Origin of the sequence: uncultured Mailhella sp., from assembly GCF_944324995.1 — a bacterium.
Lineage (GTDB): Bacteria > Desulfobacterota > Desulfovibrionia > Desulfovibrionales > Desulfovibrionaceae > Mailhella.
On record NZ_CALUYL010000003.1, the window covers coordinates 43,068 to 58,790 of the forward strand.

Here is a 15,723-nt window from a genome sequence, read left to right on the forward strand (position 1 = left end):
GGATCGGTCGACGGAAGTGCCTCGGCGTCAGAATTCCCGCCGCTCCATGCGGCGGCCGAGCCACGCCCAGAAGCAGGACACGCCAAGGTACAGGGCTGCGGTGACGATCCAGAGTTCAAAGGTCATGCGGGAAACGGCCATGACCTCAAGGCTCTGAAACGTGAGCTCGGGCAGGGAAATGGCCGACGCCAGCGCCGTTTCCTTGAACACGGAAATGCATTGCCCCGTGAGCGGCGGAGCCATGATGCGGAAGGCCTGCGGCGCAATGACCCAGCGCAGCTGCTGCCACGCGTTCATGCCGAGCGAGGCCGAGGCGTCCCACTGCGTTTCGTCCACGGCTTCCAGCGCGCCGCGCACTATTTCCGCCACGTACGCGCCCGAATACAGCCCCAGCGTGAGCACGGCCGCCGCCATGCGGTCCATCTGCCCCGCCGGGGCGAACAGGGCGGCGCAGGTCTGCTGCGCCCATGCGGGCAGCGAAGCCACGGCGTCTTCCACGCGCAGAAAGGGTTCCGTGAAAAAGGATCCGGCAAAAAAATACACCAGAAACAGCAGCACCAGCGGCGGCGTGTTGCGGAGCACGGTAATGTAGAGCGTGGCGGGCCAGGCCGCAAAGCCCCGCTGCCTGGCGGAAAGCGCTCCCACAAGGCCGCCGGAGACAAGCGCGACGAAAAGCGACCAGAAGCCCAGCCGGAGCGTGCCGAAAAGCCCCTTGAGCAGCATGCCCGCCTGCCACGCGCCGGAAGCGTCGCACGACACAAGATACGGCCACAGCGCGCTCCAGTTCCAGTCGTGCTGCGTCACGCTCGCGGAACGCCAGCAGAACGCCGCTGCCAGAAAAACGGCGGCGAGCACAAGCACGGCGTCCCACGAATTCAGCTCACGCCAGCTGCGGGCCCCGCAATGCCCGGGAATGCGGTTCAGTTGAGCCTGCTCTGCCATGCGTCGGACTTGAACCAGTAATCGCGGCGTTCCTGCAGCCAGCCTTCCTCTTCCACAAGGCGGATCCAGCCGTCGAACACGTTGAGGGTGTCGAAATCGCCCTTGGGCACGGCAAAGGCCACGGGCTGCATGGCAAGGCCAGTTTCAAACTTCTGCACCAGCGTGTCGCCGTGCTTCAGCGTTTCCATGGCGGGCAGCGGCGCGCTGGAAACAAAGGCGTGCGCCCGGCCGGAAAGCACTTCCTCCACCGCCGGAGCCTCGTCGTTGAACATGCGCAGCGTCGCCTTCGGGAACAGCTTCGTTGCAGCCGCGGCCGCCGTGGTGCCAGTGCGCACGGCAATGACGACGCCTTCCCGGTTCAGGTCCTCAAGCCGGTTGATGTCGCCGGACTTTTCCTTGTTGAGGGTAAGATCCACGTAGGCGTGATCGTAGGGAATGGAGAAGTTCACGGACAGAAGGCGCTGCGGCGTGATGCTCATGCTGCCGATGATGACGTCGAACTTGCCGGAAAGCAGCGCAGGAATGATGCCGTCCCAGCTGGTGGGCACAAGCTGCAGCTTGACCCCGAGATCGGAAGCCAGACGCTCGGCCACGTCGATTTCAAAGCCGATGTACTTGCCTTCCTTGTCCTGCATGGCCCACGGCACGAACGAGGAAAAGCCCACGCGCAGCGTGCCGCGCTGCACGACCTTTTCAATGACGGAATCGCGAGGAGCCGCACTGCCCGAGGAAGGCAGACAGAACGACAGACCGAGAGCCAGCAGAAAGGCGATGAACAGATGTTTCATGAGTGCTCCTTTCGTTCCAGAAGCCGGGCAGGAATGCTGACCAGCGAGGTGAGAACGAGATAGACGGCCGCAGCAAGCAGCCAGAGTTCAAAGCTCAGAAAGGTGTCGGTAATGACCACGCGGGTGCGCATGGTCAGATCCGCCACGGCAATGGCGCTCACCAGGGAAGTATCTTTGATGAGCGAAACAAGTTGTCCGGCCAGCGCGGGCAGTCCCTGCCTGACGGCCTGCGGAATCACGACCAGCCTTGCCGCCATGCCCACGGGCATGCCGAGGCTCAGGGCGGCTTCCCACTGACCGCGGGGCACTCCCATGACGCCGGCGCGGAAGATTTCCGCAATGTACGCGCCCTCGAAGAGACCGAGGGAGAGCACCGCCGCCGCAAACGGCCCCATGCCGAGCGCGGGAGCCGCCACGAAGTACACCATGAAAAGCTGCATGAGCAGCGGCGTGTTGCGCAAAACGCCCAGCGCCATGCCGGAGAACGTGCGCGCCGCAGGCGAAGCGGAAAGACGCATGGCGGCCAGCGCGGCGCCCCACAGGAGAGCCAGCGCCAGACTGACCAGCGTCAGTTCCAGCGTCACGCCGAGAGCCTGCGTGAGCACGCCCGGCGTGAACGATCCGTCTTCCCACACGCCGACGTAGCGCCACACCCGATACCACTGCCAGCGGTACTGTTCCGAGGCGGCGTCAACAAACCACCAGACCAGGGCCGCCATGACCGCAAGCAGCAGCAAAGGCCGCCACAAGGCCCTGAGGCGCGCTTTTCTGGCAAATACGACGCAGGAATCGGGCATGCGGCCTCCGCTTCCGTCAATGGCTCAGCGACGTCTGCCGGAGCGAAGAGCCTTCCTCCAGCTTGCGATGCACGGTACGGCTGTCCGCCGCTTCCGTCATGGTGGACTGTCCCTGGAGAAATTCCATGACGTTGGTCTCCACGAGTTCGCCGCCGGAAGCGTCGTTGCGCACGGTCACCCGGCTGTACACGTGGTCGAGCACCATGAGCACGTACGGCTTGAGCACGGGCGTCGTGAGATTGATGATGACGAGATAGTATTCCCGGAAGCGCTGCGGCGTGTCGGTGTAGCCGGTGCGGCAGTTCACCAGCCAGTCGTCCACGCCGTCGTTGTTCCAGTCGGTCACGGCCACAAGTTCCAGACTCACGCGGTTCATGCCCTGCTCGATGACGGCCTTGTTGTCCTGATACTTTACCCTGGCGTCGGGCGTGAGCATGGCCCGGAACGTGGGCGCCACGGCCAGATGCGAACCCGGGAAACGGAACGCCGGAGAGAGTCTGTCCACCAGCGTCTTTCCCGCGTCGGCGGGACGGGAGGAAAACATGGGCGAATACCAGTCGCCCTTGTCATCGACAATGTTCTTCTTCAGCATCACCGGACGCATGGCCCGGGACATGGCCACAAACTGCCCGCCGTCCAGAGCCTCCACCAGGCGGCTGTTCTGGGGGGCACACCCCGCGGCAAGAGAAAGACAGGCCGCCAGGGCCAGGCAGGCATAACGCTTGTTCATGAGCTACAACCTTCTTTGATGAACGAATCGGGGCGCAGGGCCGCGTCCGTTATTTGCGGTTAATGTCGGTTATTTTTTCCGCACGGGCGGTTCGGGCGGCGTTTTCACGCCCTTGCGCGGGCACAGATCGTAAAGTTCGCACTCGGAGCAGGCAGGACGGCGCGCGTCGCACACGTCGCGGCCGAACCAGACCAGCCGGTGATTCACGTCCCCCCACTCTTCGCGGGGAAAAATCTTGATGAGATCCTGCTCTATCTTCACAGGCTCGGTGTTCTTCGTGAGCCCGAGCCTGAAGGACAGGCGCTTCACGTGCGTGTCCACGGCAAGCCCCTCGTTGATGCCGAACCCGCCCCAGAGCACCACGTTGGCGGTTTTCCTCGCCACGCCGGGCAGGGTGACGAGCTCTTCCAGGGTGTGCGGCACTTCGCCGCCGTAAGCCTCGACGACGCGCTTTGCCGCGCCGATGAGATTTTTCGCCTTGCTGTGATAAAAGCCCGCCGCATGTATCACGTCTTCGAGCTCTTCCTGCGGGGCGCGCGCCAGCGCCGCGGGATCGGGCCAGCGGCGGAACAGTTCCGGCGTGATGGTGTTCACGCGGGCGTCGGTACACTGGGCGGCCAGCACCGTGGCCACGAGCAGCTCCCAGGGATTTTTGTGATCGAGCATGGTTTCCGGCTCGGGATAGCGCTTTTTGAGGCGCGCCAGCACGGCCATGGCGCGATTTGTCTTTTCCGTTGCTTTCATCGAAATCCTCCGCGCCTGAACTGTTCCCTGCTCCGCCTCCGGGGCGGACGACGGCATGCGGCGCGGCATGCGCGTTCTTTTTGCGCCGCGGCGCGGAAAACGTCCGCCACCCTGCGGTGCGGACTCGGGAATCAATGCCCTCTTTCTGCCACAATATCGCCCGGCGGGCAAGAAAGCCCCATGCTCCCTGCGCAGAGCATACTTGTCAAATCCCCCGCACTGCCGTTAAAACCAAAAGAAAACAACCATGCCCGGCGGCATGTGAATCTACCCAACGGAGTCCTGCATGATCCACGTTTCCGGTTCCCTCGCCTTTGACCGCATCATGACCTTTCCCGGTCACTTTGAAGACCATATTCTTCCCGAAAAGCTGCACTTTCTGAACGTGTCCTTTCCCATCGACCGCCTTGAGGAAAAAATGGGCGGCACGGCGGGCAACGTGGCCTATTCCCTGGCGCTGCTGAACGAGCGTTCCGTAATCTACGGCGCCGTGGGCAAGGACTTTGCCGACTACGGTCGCCGCCTCGCCGACATGGGCATAGACCTCGCCGGCGTGAAGGTCGACGACGGCGACTTCACCGCCTGCTGCTACATCATGACCGACAGAAGCAGCAACCAGATCAACGCCTTTTCGCCCTCGGCCATGAAGACCGCCGTGTTTCCGGAAAAAACGCCCGTCGTGCATCAGGGCGACTGGGGCCTCGTGGCACCCGGCAACGTGGACGACATGGTGAACCTGCCCGCGTTCTACAGAGAACACGGCATTCCCTACATTTTTGATCCCGGCCAGCAGATCACGGTGCTCGGCGGCGATCAGCTCGCCTCCGGCCTCACCGGCGCGCATGTGCTCATCGGCAACGACTATGAAATCGACCGCATCGAAAAGATGACGGGCCTCAGCCGCGACGCCCTTCTCGACCGCGTGGAATTTCTCATCGTGACCTTCGGCGGCAAGGGCTCCGTGATCCTGCACAAGGACGCCCGCCCCTACGACATTCCCGCCGTGCCCGTCGAGCACGTGTCCGATCCCACGGGCGCGGGCGACGCCTACCGCGCCGGTCTGCTCAAGGGCCTGCACAGCGGCATGGGCATGGCCTTCTCGGCCAGACTCGGCACGGTGACGGCCAGCTTCTGCGTGGAACAGTACGGCACCCAGCTGCACTCCTTCACGCCGGAAGAATTTCAGGCCCGTTACGAATCCTGCTTCGGCCCCATGCCCGTGCTGAAGTAGTCCCCGGCAGCCGCAGGGCCTTTCTGCAAGAAGCAGACGGGCTCGCGCGGCGGCAGCGCCGCTCGCCGTCTCACGAAGGCTCCGCCTTCTGGAAGGCTTCATCAGGCGCGCGCATCACGCAATCACACAAAAAGCCCGGCGATCCCTGCGGATCCCCGGGCTTTTTTTCCTCCGCGAAGCCTTCGCCCGCGAAAAACAACGACCTCGCCTAGCGCGCGGCGTCCACGTCCACAAACGCGAATCTCTCCACGTCGAACAGGCCGCGGGCCGTGAGCTTGATGCTCGGAATGACCGGCAGCGCCAGGAAGCTGAGCGTCATGAATGCGTCCGCGCCTTCCCAGATGTGATAATGGGACGACGCCAGTTCGAGCAGCTCGTTCAGCTTCGCGGACACTTCCGCGGCCGGGCGCTCGCTCATGAGGCCGCCCACGGGCAGCGGCAGTGCCGCCAGCACGCGCCCTTCCGAAACCATGACTATGCCGCCCTGCAGGCGTTCCACTTCCCGCACGGCGGCCAGCATGTCGGATTCGCTGTCGCCGGCCACCACGATGTTGTGCGAATCATGGGCAATGGTGGTGGCGATTGCGCCGTTTCTGAGGCCGTAGCGGCCGTCGAGAAGGCCCACGCCCATCTTGCCCGTGGCGTGATGACGCTCCAGCACGGCTATCTTGAGAAGTCCCGGATTGCGGGCAAGCTCCACCTCGCCGTCCGGGCCCGTTTCCACCGAACGCAGCAGGCACTCCGTAATGAGGGAGTGCGGACGCAGACCGATGACCCGCGCCCGGCCCGACGGCACGCACACGGAAAACGGACGCTCGGGCAGCGGAGCCACGGACACGCTGGCGCACAGATCGCCGGGGTCGCGCATGGGCAGCGAACGCAGCATGCTGCCGTTTTGCGCCACAAGCTCGCCGCCCGCCCAGCAGGAAATCACGCGAAAATCCTTCAAATCCTCCACCAGCACGAGATCCGCGCGACGCCCCGGGGCAATGCCGCCGCGGTCGCGCAGGCCGTAGCATTCAGCCGCGTTCAGCGTGGCCATGCGCACCGCGCTCACGGGATCCAGTCCGAAGCGCACCGCCATGCGCACGTTGTTGACGATGTGCCCGCGCTCGATGATGTCGGAAGGCTGTCTGTCGTCGGTGCAGAACAGGCAACGGCGCTGATTGGCAGGCGTGAGCCCCGGCAGAAGATGCAGAAGATCGCGCGAGGCCGAGCCCTCGCGCAGCAGCACGTACATGCCGCGCGCAATGCGTTCCTCCATTTCCTCCACGGTGGTGCATTCGTGATCGGTGCTCACGCCGAGCGCCGCGCACACGTCGAGCGTTTCCTTCGACACCATGGGCGAATGCCCGTCTATCACCTTGCCCGCGGCCAGCGTGCGCTCAAGCTTGTCCAAAACATCGTCGTCGCCGGCCACAAGGCCGGGCACGTTCATCATTTCGGCAAGGCCGCCCACCTTGTCGTCGGCAAGCAGAGGCGCAATGTCGCCCGCGCGAAGCATGGCTCCGGCGTCCTCCACGGGCAGCGCGGGCACGCACGAAGGCAGCATGACGCGCACGTCGAGCGGCAGCTCGCGCGAAGCCTCCAGCATGTAGCGTATGCCCTCCATGCCCTTGACGTTGGCTATCTCATGCGGATCGGCCATCACGGTGGTGGTGCCGAACGGCAGCACGAGCGCGGCAAAGCGCGCGGGGCACAGCATGGACGATTCAATGTGTACGTGACCGTCGATGAATCCGGGCAGAAGGAAGGCTCCCCTGCCGTCCACCACTTCGCGGGCCTCCAGCGCGCCGAAGCCGAGTATGCGCCCCTGCCCCACGCTCACGGAGCCTTCCCGGATTTCTCCGCTGAACACGTCCACGATGCGCACGTTGTCGATGCGGAAGTCGGCGGGCGTGCGTCCCGTCGCCATGGACCAGAATTCCTTGTTCATAGCTATCCTCTGCTCTGTGTGTTTTTCATGCGGATTTCCCTGTCCACAAGCTGCGCGAGCAGCAGGGACATCACCGTAAGTCCGGCGCCGAAGAGAAACACCGACTGGTATCCCCAGCTCGTCCACATCCATCCGCCCAGGGCGGGAATGGTCACGGCGGGAATATGGTTGATGGTCTGGGCTATGGCCATGTTGGGCGCGGCGTCTTCGGGGAAGGCGATCTTCTGGAAGAAGGTGCGCACCGCAATGGAAAAGTTGAAGGTGAGGCTGTCGAACACGTACAGCAGCACGATGAGGTATTCGTTCTTCGTGCAGGCGTAGCCGAGGAAAATGACGAAGGCCGAAATGTACTCAATGGTCATGAGCCGCCGCTCGCCGAGACGGTTGATGATCTTGCCCACCATGGGATTGAACATCCAGTTCACGGCATAGTTGAACATGAACATGAGCGACACGCTGCGCACGGAAAAGCCGAACTGCTCCACCATGAGAAACACGGCGAACACGGAAAACACGATGCGGCGGCCGCCCATGAGCAGGTTGAGCACGTAGAACAGCCAGTAGCGCTTCTGAGGCAGCATTCTCTTGCGCTGCTTCGGCGGACGGCTGCCCGTGAGCGGATGCACGAGGCCGAAGAATCCGAGCGCGAGGCCCACGGCTCCGGGCACGAAGAACAGCCAGACAAAGCTCAGCTTTTCGGAAAAGAGAAACACGAACACGGAAATCATGAGACTGCCGCCCGCCACCAGGCCGCGCAGCCGTCCCATGACGATGGGCGTCTGCTTAAGATCGAAGTGCTGAATGGCCAGGGAATTGTTCAGGGCTTCAAAGTAGTGGAAGCCGAAGGACATGAGCATGCTGGTGAAGATGATGGGCACGAAGGACGGGAAAAATCCGGTGAGCATGGTGCCGAGGCCCGCGGCCATGACGGAAAGGGCCGCCAGACGGTGTTCCTTGATGAAGAACAGAAAAAAGATGAGCGTGACGCCCAGAAGGCCGGGCAGTTCCCGCAAACCCTGCACAAGACCGCTCTGCGCGGGCGTGAGCCCGGCATAGTTGACCACGAAGTTGTTGTACAGCATGGTCCAGCCCTGCATGGCCACGGTGGAGCCGAAATTGAGCATGGCCATGAAAAGAAGCACGTGTTTTTTGGATGCGGGAAGTCCAGTAAAAAGCGCCATATGTCGCACCTGCCCTTGATTGAGGCGTTGTTCGGCCGCGCCTTTCCGTCTCGCGACGGAAGTTCGCCGGAATCCGCAACGCGAAAACGTTCAGCGAACCCCGTTCCGAGGAAAATAAAGTTCAGGTGTATGCCTTATCGGCCGACGCGTCAAAGGGCGACAACGCAAGGGGCTTCAGCACGCGGAAACACGGCAGGAAAAGAGAGAATACGGCAAGAATGCGGCAGTATCGAGTCTATGTTTTTCGCCTCCGCGCGCCTATACCGTAGGAACACTCAATATCACAAGGAGTTTTCCATGAACAACGTCATGATACTCTTCGGAGCCGGTCAGATAGGTCTAGCCATAGCCAGACGCACAGGCAGCGGCAAAAGCATCGTCATTGCCGACAAAAAACGGGAGTACGCCGAAGAGGCCGCCTGCGTCATGCGGAACGCAGGCTTCAACGCCACGGCGGAAGAGGCGGATCTCTCCTCCCGCGACTCCGTGCTCGCACTGCTCGACAAGGCGCAGCGACTCGGCCCGGTGACCATGCTTGTGAACGCGGCCGGCGTGTCGCCGAGTCAGGCTTCCGTGGAAACCATCCTCGCCGTGGATCTGTACGGCACGGCCATGCTGCTTGAAGAGACGGGCAAAATCATTGCTCCTGGCGGCGCAGGGGTCACCATATCCAGCCAGTCCGGGCATCGGCTGCCCGCGCTCGGCGCAGACGTCGATGAAGCGCTGGCCCTCACGCCTGCGGACAAACTGCTCGAACTTGACGTGCTGCGTCCCGAAAACATCCGCGACACCCTGCACGCCTATCAGCTCGCCAAGCGCTGCAATGTGAAGCGGGTCATGGCGGAAGCCGTCGCCTGGGGCAGACGCGGAGCGCGCATCAACTCCATCTCTCCCGGCATCATAGTCACGCCGCTTGCCATAGACGAATTCAACGGGCCGCGCGGAGCCTTCTACAAGGACATGTTTGCCCGTTGTCCGGCCGGACGCCCCGGCACGCCGGATGAAATAGCCAATCTGGCGGAACTGCTTTTGAGCGACCGGGGCTCCTTCATCACGGGCGCGGATTTTCTGGCGGACGGCGGAGCCACGGCCTCGTGGTATTACGGACCTCTGCGGCCGAACGCATGATCCGCCCTCGGCGCGCTTCACGCAACCTGCACGCTACGACGCCGCGACATGAGTTTTTTTGCTCTCAGTCATGACAACTCCCTGAAAAGACACTACGCTTTGTCATAAGACGGTGCAGTTCCGCGCCGCCTTTCAACCAAGGAGAACCGTCATGGACGCACAGGTGGAAGCGCTGCTGAAGGATCAGATCAACAAGGAACTCTACTCCGCCTATTTTTATCTGGCCATTGCCGGATTCTATCAGGGCCGGAGTCTGGACGGCTTCAGTCACTGGTTCGCCCGGCAGTCGCAGGAAGAACAGGGGCACGCCATCAAAATTCTGAACTATCTTCAGGACAACAGGGTGGACGTGGAATTTGCCGCCATCGCCGGGCCGGTCACGGACTTTCAGAACAACCGCGAGCCCCTGGAAGCCACGCTCAGGCACGAGCAGTACATCACGTCGCTCATTCACGATCTTTACCGCGAAGCGCGCGACGCCGACGATTTCCGCACCTGTCAGTTTCTGGAATGGTTCATTGCCGAACAGGGCGAGGAAGAAAAGCAGACCGGCGATCTCATTGCCAAGTTCGATCTTTTCGGCGACGATGCCCGGAGTCTGTATCTGCTGAACGCGGAACTCAAGGGCCGGGCCTAGGATTCGGCGCAGCGCGGGCAGGACGCTCCGCATTTCCCCTGTCGGCGGGGGCATGATGCGGGCACGCGCGTCCCGCGGGGCATCTTTCGGGCCGACCGCCGACGCGCCACCCGCCGAAGCAGCCCCGACCGGGCCGCAACGCAGCGTTTGCGGAAGGCGCTGCGCAGTCTCTTTTGTTCCGGCGCATTTTCTCAGACATTCCACAAAAGCACACAAAAGGGGAAGCGACTCTCATCGCTCCCCCTTCTTTTTACGCTTCCGGCAAAGAAAACGCCGGTTCTCCGGCGCGGCGTCCGACGAATCTTCCGGCAGACCGCGCCTGTTCAGGCCGCCGGAAAACGCGCGACTCGTCTTCCGGCATCAGGCTAAAGATTCACGTATTCCAGCAGGCCCTCGCCGCGCACGAGCTCCCGCAAAAAGGCGTTGTTGTGACCGTGACCGGAGCAGGACACCGTAAAGGCTCCCTGCAGCGGCGTGCCGAGCATGGCCATGTCGCCGATGAAATCCAGCATCTTGTGACGCACGAATTCGTCGGGGAAACGCAGCCCTTCCTTGTTGATGACGCCTTCATCGCCCACCACGACCACGTTCTGCAGCGAGCCTCCGCGCGCAAGGCCGCGGCTGTGCAGGTATTCCACTTCCTTGAGGAAGCCGAAGGTGCGGGCGGACGCCACTTCCTTTTCAAAGGATTCCGGCGTGACGTTCAGCGCAAAGTGTTCCTCCCCGATGACCGGATGCGGGAAACGGATGGTGTAGTCCACGTAAAAGCCGTCGAAGGGACGCGCAACAATGGATTTTCCGTCCTTTTCCAGCGAGAACTCGCGCGCCACACGCGCCACGCGACGGGGCGCGTTCTGAGAACGAAGGCCGACGCTGAGCAGAGAATCCACCACCACCATCGCCGAACCGTCGAGAATGGGAGCTTCGCCGCCGAAGACGTGAACTTCCACGTTGTCCACGGCAAGGCCGTTCAGGGCGGCGAGCACGTGTTCGATGGTGGCCACGCTGACCTTGCCGTCGCTGATGGTGGTGGCCAGTTCCGTGGTGCTCACGGCTTCCGGACGGGGCGAAAGCAGATGCACGCCGTCGTCGGAATGAATATGAAAAACAATACCCGAATTTTCCGCAGCAGGACGGAACTCCACGCTGACTTCATGGCCGGAATGCAGGGAAATTCCCCTGCAGGTGACAGTGCCGCCAAGAGTGGTCTGGGGCATGACGATCTCCTGAGCGCCCGGCGGAACATTCCGCCGCGGCTTTCCCCGGTCAACCGGGGGTTTACGCGCACGAACGCCTCACCGCAAAAAGGAATCTGTCCTTTCCGGCGAGGTCGCGTCCCGTGCGCATATCCTTCCAGTACGCGTCCGAACACAACGCCCGGCACGCATCGCCCTGAAGGCATCCATGCTCCATGAGCAGCAGGCCGCCTTCCTTCAGCAGGGCGCGGGCCGCCGCTTCCACCGCGCGGGGATGTTCCAGACCCGAAGGCCCGGGCACCAGCGCGGAGCGCGGCTCAAAATTCCTGACGCCGGGATCGAGTCCGGCGTATTCTTCTTCACTCACATAGGGGGGATTGCTGACGACAAGATCAAAACTGCCGCAGGCAAAGGGCAAAGGCCCGGTGAAATCGGCCTCAATGAAGGTGACGGCGTCGGCTGTGCCGTTTGCTTCGGCGTTTTTTCGGGCCGTCTTCAGCGCGGCGGACGAAATATCCACGGCCGCGCCGCGCCATGTCGGCCTCTCCGCGGCCAGCGTCACGGCGATGCAGCCGCTGCCCGTGCCGAGGTCAAGAAAGCGCACGTCCTGCCGATCGCCGAAAAACTCCAGCGCCGCGTCCACAAGATGCTCCGTTTCGGGGCGGGGAATGAGGGTGCCGGAATCTACAAAGAAATCGCGACCGTAAAATTCGCGGCGGCCGATCAGGTAGGCCGCGGGCTCTCCGGCCAGACGGCGCGCCAGAAGCGCTTCAAGCCGACGCTCCGCGTCGGCCGGCACCTCTTCTTCGGAATGGGCCACAAGCGCCACCTTGTCTATGCCGAGCACATGACAAAGCAGAAGAGCGGCTACCGTTGCCGGAGCTTCCGTGCCGGCAAGGCGGGCCGTCGCGCGTATTTTCCATTCACGTCGGGTCATAACGGCACAAGTCTAACACAGGATGTCCGGCAGGACAAGACGAGGGCGCAACCCTCTTTTTTTCCACATTTCTTTTGGCAAAAAGCACGCGCAAGAGCCTTGGAGAAGCCGCCCGCGGCCTCTTCCGCTCCGAAGGCGGCGGGCGCAAGAAAGCCGCGGCGAACGCAACTTCTTCTGCGTCCGCCGCGGCAAGGCATTCATCAACGCCGCTCCAAAGAGCAACGCCCTCACTTCCGCCTTCCGGCGCGCTGCTGTACGCGGGTAAAGCTTGGCCGCAACGCCTCTGCGGGGAACGTGAGGGAATCTTGTGCGCGGCACAGCAAAGCCGCGCGTCAAATCCTGCCTGCGCAAGGCCGGAACGCACGGGCACGTTCAAAAGCGCCGGACGGGCTCGCTTTGCGGAATCGAAACGCCGACCCGCAGAAACCTCCCGGACGGCCATGAGCCCGGCGGGCCCGGCGTGCGCCCCGCGCGTCTGCGGGTCGAATTTATCTCATTGCTGAGCATCTGCGGGAGCGATAGTGCGCCCCGCGCATCCGCGGGCCGCATGACCGTCATCAAAGGCGGTCGCCCGCAACGAAAGCGGTGCTCACCGCTTCCGCAGGTCAAACGCTAGTCGGAAAAGCCCACGTCCTCGGGCAGATCCTTCCGGGAAGCCTCCGTTCGGGCCAGCTCGTCGCAGCGCTCGTTTTCCGCGTGCCCAGCATGGCCCTTGAGCCAGTGAAAGCGAACCTCGTGCCGGGAAAGAAGCTCGGGCATGCGCTTCCAAAGGTCCTGGTTCTTCACCGGCTTCTTGGCCGAAGTCAGCCAGTTGTTGCGCAGCCAGCCCGCCAGCCAGCGGTCCTTGATGGCCTTGGCCACGTACTGCGAATCGGTGTAGAGCTCGACCACGCAGGGCTCGCGAAGCGCGCCGAGCGCCTCCAGCACGGCCAGAATCTCCATGCGGTTGTTCGTGGTGCGGGCAAAGCCGCCGCTCATTTCGCGTCTGGCCGGGCCCTTCGCGCCCTCGCACGTCAGCACGGCGGCCCAGCCGCCCGGGCCGGGATTGCCGAGGCAGGAACCGTCGGTATGAATGGTCACGGTCTTCATGGCTTATTTTCCCGCGTCCTTTGCCGCGGCGCGCGCGGCCGCAATGCGATCCTTGCCGTTGTTGTGCAGGAGGTACTGCGACGTGTAGTAGAAATCCATGAGCTTCTGCCGCATGGACGCCGCCCTTTCCGGTTCCTCGGCCCGCAGATCGCGGGCGTTGTTGTCGGGCGTGCGCTCGTCCAGACGGTACAGGGCGTCGCCCTTCGGACGCACGGCGTACACGTAGCCGTCTTCCAGCAGGTAGTGAACGCTGTCGGTATCGCTGATGAAGGCCACGGCGTCGGCGTCGTTGGCGGGGTCGAAGAGATTGCGGCCCAGCGTGTTGGTGTAGAAGTCCAGACCGGCCAGCGCCGCCATGGAAGGCAGAACGTCCGGCTGAATGTGCGGAGCCGGATTCACGCCCGGCTTCACCTGACCGCCCGGCGCGTAGATGAGCAGCGGAATATGCCACGCCTGAAGATTGCACGCGCGCACGGCGGGCGTGATGTTGGTGGAATTGTTGTTCAGGCCGTGATCGCCCATGATGACGAACACGGTGTCGTTGAACCACGGCTGCTTCGAGGCCTTGTCGAAGAAGCGGCGCAGGGCGTGATCGGAAAGGTGCAGGGAACGGAATTCCTCGGCGCTTTCGTAGCCGTACCAGGCCAGAGCCTCGGGCGAGGGATCGGGCGGAGACACGTAGCCTTCGTTGTCGTCGGGAATGGTGTAGGGCCGGTGGAACGAGGCCGACTGAATCACGGAAATGAAGGGCTTGTCGCTGCCGGAGAGCACGTCCACGGCTTCGCGGAACATGGCGATGTCGGACACGCCCCACACGTCGGTGTTGGGGGCTTCCCAGGCCGATTCCTCCAGAAGGTGCAGGTCTTCCACGTTGTGCTGAAGCATGCCGCGGATGTTGGCCCAGTTGGCGTTTCCGCCTATCATGTAATACTTTTCGTATCCCGCGAATTCATTGAACACCGAAGACTGATCCACCAGCTTGGGATTGCGCGACGTGGTGCCGCCGGAATGGTTCACGTCCGGCACGCCGCTGATGGTGGTGAACACGGCGCGGGCCGTGGTGCGGGTGGGCGAATAGAAATTGGGGTAATAGAGGCTCTTCGGGGCCAGTTCCCTGAGAAACGGCGTGGGATCAATGTCCGGGCCGAGGGAAGCGGGCATGGAAGGCGCGAGGGACGTGCGCTCCCAGCACATGGATTCCATGATGAGAATCACGATGTTCGGGCGCTTTTCCATGGCCCTGCCGGGGAAATGCCGCACGTAGGTGAGCGGCTCCGCGCCTTCGGGAACGCGCAGATACGCGGCCATGCGGGGCCAGGCCTCGCGGGTGGCCTCGATGTTCGGCGGAAGCGCCTTGCCGTAGTTGCGGGTATCGTAAAGGTTCTGGATGGGATTCACGGCCAGAATGGCGATGTTCTTGTCCGAACTGAAATAGGCGTTGCTCCAGCGCAGGGGGAAGAGGTTGGAGCTGATCTGCCCGTAGCCCACGATGAAGAGCATGACGAGCGAGGCCGTGGTGATGAAGGCGCGCCACTTGCGGGTGCAGCCTTCCCCGCCATGCTTCGGACGGATGGGGAATGCCGCGTGGGAGCGCAGAAAGCGCGCAAACAGCCACACGTAGAGCGCTTCCGCCACGGCGAAGGCCGCCACGATGAGCGGCACGGGATAGCTCTGCCACACCATGCGCACGGATTCCGAGGGGTCTTCCAGAAAGACCTTCGCGCCCATGTCGATGTGCTGATGCAGATAGAAGAAGAAGCCGAAGTCGAACACATAGACGAGCATGGCTCCGGCGGCCATCAGACCGGTGACGAGGCAGAGCACCTTCCGCGCAAACGACGCTCCCTCGCGCGAAACGGCGCGCTCAAGGCGCGGCCAGAGCAGGCAGAAGGCCAGAGGCAGCGCCATGAACACCGCCATGCGCGCGTCGAACTTGAGGCCTATGTAGAGAGCTTCGGGAATGTGCCCGCGTTCGGTGATGTCAGGCAGAAGAAAGTAGAGAAGCGCCAGTCGGGCGGCAAAGAACAGCGCCGTGTTGACGAGAACGAACAGCGCGATGTCCACAAGCGGCTGAAATGCCGCAAACGAAGAACGGCGAGAGCTCATAGTTGCTCCTTGGGCGGAAGGCCGCCGGAGGGGCGTCTCCCGCAGAGAGGCTACACGCGGTCGGCGTACAGCCGTTCGAGGAATTCTTCCATCACGTCGTCCATCTGGCTGATGAACTGCTTGAGCGGAAAGGTGCGGCGGCAGGCGGAACACTGCATGTACGCCTCATGACAGGTGCGGCGGATGTCCAGCGGCTTTCCGCAGTCGGGGCAGGTCAGCGTGGTTCTCGCCTCGCGGGGGGCAAAATAAAAGGCCATGACATCTCCATGACGTTGACATTC

15 protein-coding genes are annotated in these 15,723 nt (G+C 62.9%); 3 read left to right on the plus strand and 12 right to left on the minus strand.

Features of this window, described 5'->3' with window-relative positions; genetic code table 11:
• Window positions 1–27: 27 nt before the first annotated feature.
• From Q0K02_RS02760 to nth, 5 genes are all read right to left on the minus strand, one after another.
• Window positions 28–942, minus strand: a complete 915-nt coding sequence (locus tag Q0K02_RS02760; protein WP_294484871.1) for an amino acid ABC transporter permease — start codon at window positions 940–942, stop codon at window positions 28–30.
• Entirely contained in the window at window positions 921–1,730 is an 810-nt protein-coding gene (locus Q0K02_RS02765; RefSeq protein ID WP_294484873.1) for a transporter substrate-binding domain-containing protein, read from the minus strand. Before Q0K02_RS02765 ends, Q0K02_RS02760 begins: the two co-directional genes overlap by 22 nt.
• On the minus strand, window positions 1,727–2,527 hold the full coding sequence (locus Q0K02_RS02770; RefSeq protein ID WP_294484875.1) for an amino acid ABC transporter permease: 801 nt from the start codon (window positions 2,525–2,527) through the stop codon (window positions 1,727–1,729). The genes Q0K02_RS02765 and Q0K02_RS02770 overlap by 4 nt, the downstream gene beginning before the upstream one ends.
• A gap of 16 nt (window positions 2,528–2,543) precedes the next feature.
• On the minus strand, window positions 2,544–3,257 hold the full coding sequence (locus Q0K02_RS02775) for a hypothetical protein (RefSeq protein WP_294484877.1): 714 nt from the start codon (window positions 3,255–3,257) through the stop codon (window positions 2,544–2,546).
• Between the two features lie 69 nt (window positions 3,258–3,326).
• A complete protein-coding gene (gene nth / locus Q0K02_RS02780) occupies window positions 3,327–4,001 on the minus strand; it encodes an endonuclease III (RefSeq protein ID WP_294484878.1) in 675 nt (224 codons plus the stop codon).
• A gap of 286 nt (window positions 4,002–4,287) precedes the next feature.
• Here nth and Q0K02_RS02785 point away from each other — a divergent pair, with 286 nt between their 5' ends.
• Entirely contained in the window at window positions 4,288–5,232 is a 945-nt protein-coding gene (locus Q0K02_RS02785) for a carbohydrate kinase family protein (RefSeq protein WP_294484879.1), read from the plus strand.
• A gap of 208 nt (window positions 5,233–5,440) precedes the next feature.
• Here Q0K02_RS02785 and ade read toward each other — a convergent pair whose 3' ends face one another.
• Both ade and Q0K02_RS02795 read right to left on the minus strand, forming a co-directional pair.
• Complete coding sequence (ade, locus tag Q0K02_RS02790; protein WP_294484881.1) at window positions 5,441–7,168, minus strand: adenine deaminase; 1,728 nt, start codon at window positions 7,166–7,168, stop codon at window positions 5,441–5,443.
• A 2-nt stretch (window positions 7,169–7,170) separates the two neighbouring features.
• The gene (locus tag Q0K02_RS02795; protein WP_294484883.1) at window positions 7,171–8,349 is read right to left on the minus strand and encodes an MFS transporter; all 1,179 of its coding nucleotides are present in this window, start codon (window positions 8,347–8,349) and stop codon (window positions 7,171–7,173) included.
• Window positions 8,350–8,646: 297 nt separating this feature from the next.
• On the opposite strand from Q0K02_RS02795, the gene Q0K02_RS02800 reads away from it, so the two are divergent.
• Window positions 8,647–9,477, plus strand: coding sequence for an SDR family oxidoreductase (locus Q0K02_RS02800; protein ID WP_294484885.1), 831 nt, complete (start codon window positions 8,647–8,649; stop codon window positions 9,475–9,477).
• Between the two features lie 151 nt (window positions 9,478–9,628).
• Window positions 9,629–10,114, plus strand: coding sequence for a ferritin (locus Q0K02_RS02805; protein ID WP_294484888.1), 486 nt, complete (start codon window positions 9,629–9,631; stop codon window positions 10,112–10,114).
• 365 nt (window positions 10,115–10,479) lie between these two features.
• Here the strand turns inward: Q0K02_RS02805 and lpxC are convergent, their stop codons facing one another.
• From lpxC to Q0K02_RS02830, 5 genes are all read right to left on the minus strand, one after another.
• Window positions 10,480–11,331, minus strand: coding sequence for a UDP-3-O-acyl-N-acetylglucosamine deacetylase (gene lpxC / locus Q0K02_RS02810; RefSeq protein WP_294484889.1), 852 nt, complete (start codon window positions 11,329–11,331; stop codon window positions 10,480–10,482).
• Window positions 11,332–11,392: 61 nt separating this feature from the next.
• On the minus strand, window positions 11,393–12,247 hold the full coding sequence (prmC, locus tag Q0K02_RS02815) for a peptide chain release factor N(5)-glutamine methyltransferase (protein WP_294484891.1): 855 nt from the start codon (window positions 12,245–12,247) through the stop codon (window positions 11,393–11,395).
• Window positions 12,248–12,859: 612 nt separating this feature from the next.
• Window positions 12,860–13,336: a ribonuclease HI gene (gene rnhA / locus Q0K02_RS02820; RefSeq protein WP_294484893.1), complete on the minus strand. Its 477-nt coding sequence runs from the start codon at window positions 13,334–13,336 to the stop codon at window positions 12,860–12,862.
• Window positions 13,337–13,339: 3 nt separating this feature from the next.
• Window positions 13,340–15,442 carry an alkaline phosphatase family protein gene (locus Q0K02_RS02825; RefSeq protein WP_294484895.1) on the minus strand — a complete coding sequence of 701 codons (2,103 nt, stop codon included), beginning with the start codon at window positions 15,440–15,442 and terminating at the stop codon, window positions 13,340–13,342.
• A gap of 50 nt (window positions 15,443–15,492) precedes the next feature.
• Window positions 15,493–15,699, minus strand: a complete 207-nt coding sequence (locus Q0K02_RS02830; protein ID WP_294484896.1) for a dual CXXC motif small (seleno)protein — start codon at window positions 15,697–15,699, stop codon at window positions 15,493–15,495.
• Window positions 15,700–15,723 lie beyond the last annotated feature (24 nt).

Bases quoted from the DNA above. Each gene is read 5' to 3' on its own strand.
- Q0K02_RS02760 (WP_294484871.1), bottom strand. From the start codon at position 942: ATGGCAGAGCAGGCTCAACTGAACCGCATTCCCGGGCATTGCGGGGCC.
- Q0K02_RS02765 (WP_294484873.1), bottom strand. From the start codon at position 1,730: ATGAAACATCTGTTCATCGCCTTTCTGCTGGCTCTCGGTCTGTCGTTC.
- Q0K02_RS02770 (WP_294484875.1), bottom strand. From the start codon at position 2,527: ATGCCCGATTCCTGCGTCGTATTTGCCAGAAAAGCGCGCCTCAGGGCC.
- Q0K02_RS02775 (WP_294484877.1), bottom strand. From the start codon at position 3,257: ATGAACAAGCGTTATGCCTGCCTGGCCCTGGCGGCCTGTCTTTCTCTT.
- nth (WP_294484878.1), bottom strand. From the start codon at position 4,001: ATGAAAGCAACGGAAAAGACAAATCGCGCCATGGCCGTGCTGGCGCGC.
- Q0K02_RS02785 (WP_294484879.1), top strand. From the start codon at position 4,288: ATGATCCACGTTTCCGGTTCCCTCGCCTTTGACCGCATCATGACCTTT.
- ade (WP_294484881.1), bottom strand. From the start codon at position 7,168: ATGAACAAGGAATTCTGGTCCATGGCGACGGGACGCACGCCCGCCGAC.
- Q0K02_RS02795 (WP_294484883.1), bottom strand. From the start codon at position 8,349: ATGGCGCTTTTTACTGGACTTCCCGCATCCAAAAAACACGTGCTTCTT.
- Q0K02_RS02800 (WP_294484885.1), top strand. From the start codon at position 8,647: ATGAACAACGTCATGATACTCTTCGGAGCCGGTCAGATAGGTCTAGCC.
- Q0K02_RS02805 (WP_294484888.1), top strand. From the start codon at position 9,629: ATGGACGCACAGGTGGAAGCGCTGCTGAAGGATCAGATCAACAAGGAA.
- lpxC (WP_294484889.1), bottom strand. From the start codon at position 11,331: ATGCCCCAGACCACTCTTGGCGGCACTGTCACCTGCAGGGGAATTTCC.
- prmC (WP_294484891.1), bottom strand. From the start codon at position 12,247: ATGACCCGACGTGAATGGAAAATACGCGCGACGGCCCGCCTTGCCGGC.
- rnhA (WP_294484893.1), bottom strand. From the start codon at position 13,336: ATGAAGACCGTGACCATTCATACCGACGGTTCCTGCCTCGGCAATCCC.
- Q0K02_RS02825 (WP_294484895.1), bottom strand. From the start codon at position 15,442: ATGAGCTCTCGCCGTTCTTCGTTTGCGGCATTTCAGCCGCTTGTGGAC.
- Q0K02_RS02830 (WP_294484896.1), bottom strand. From the start codon at position 15,699: ATGGCCTTTTATTTTGCCCCCCGCGAGGCGAGAACCACGCTGACCTGC.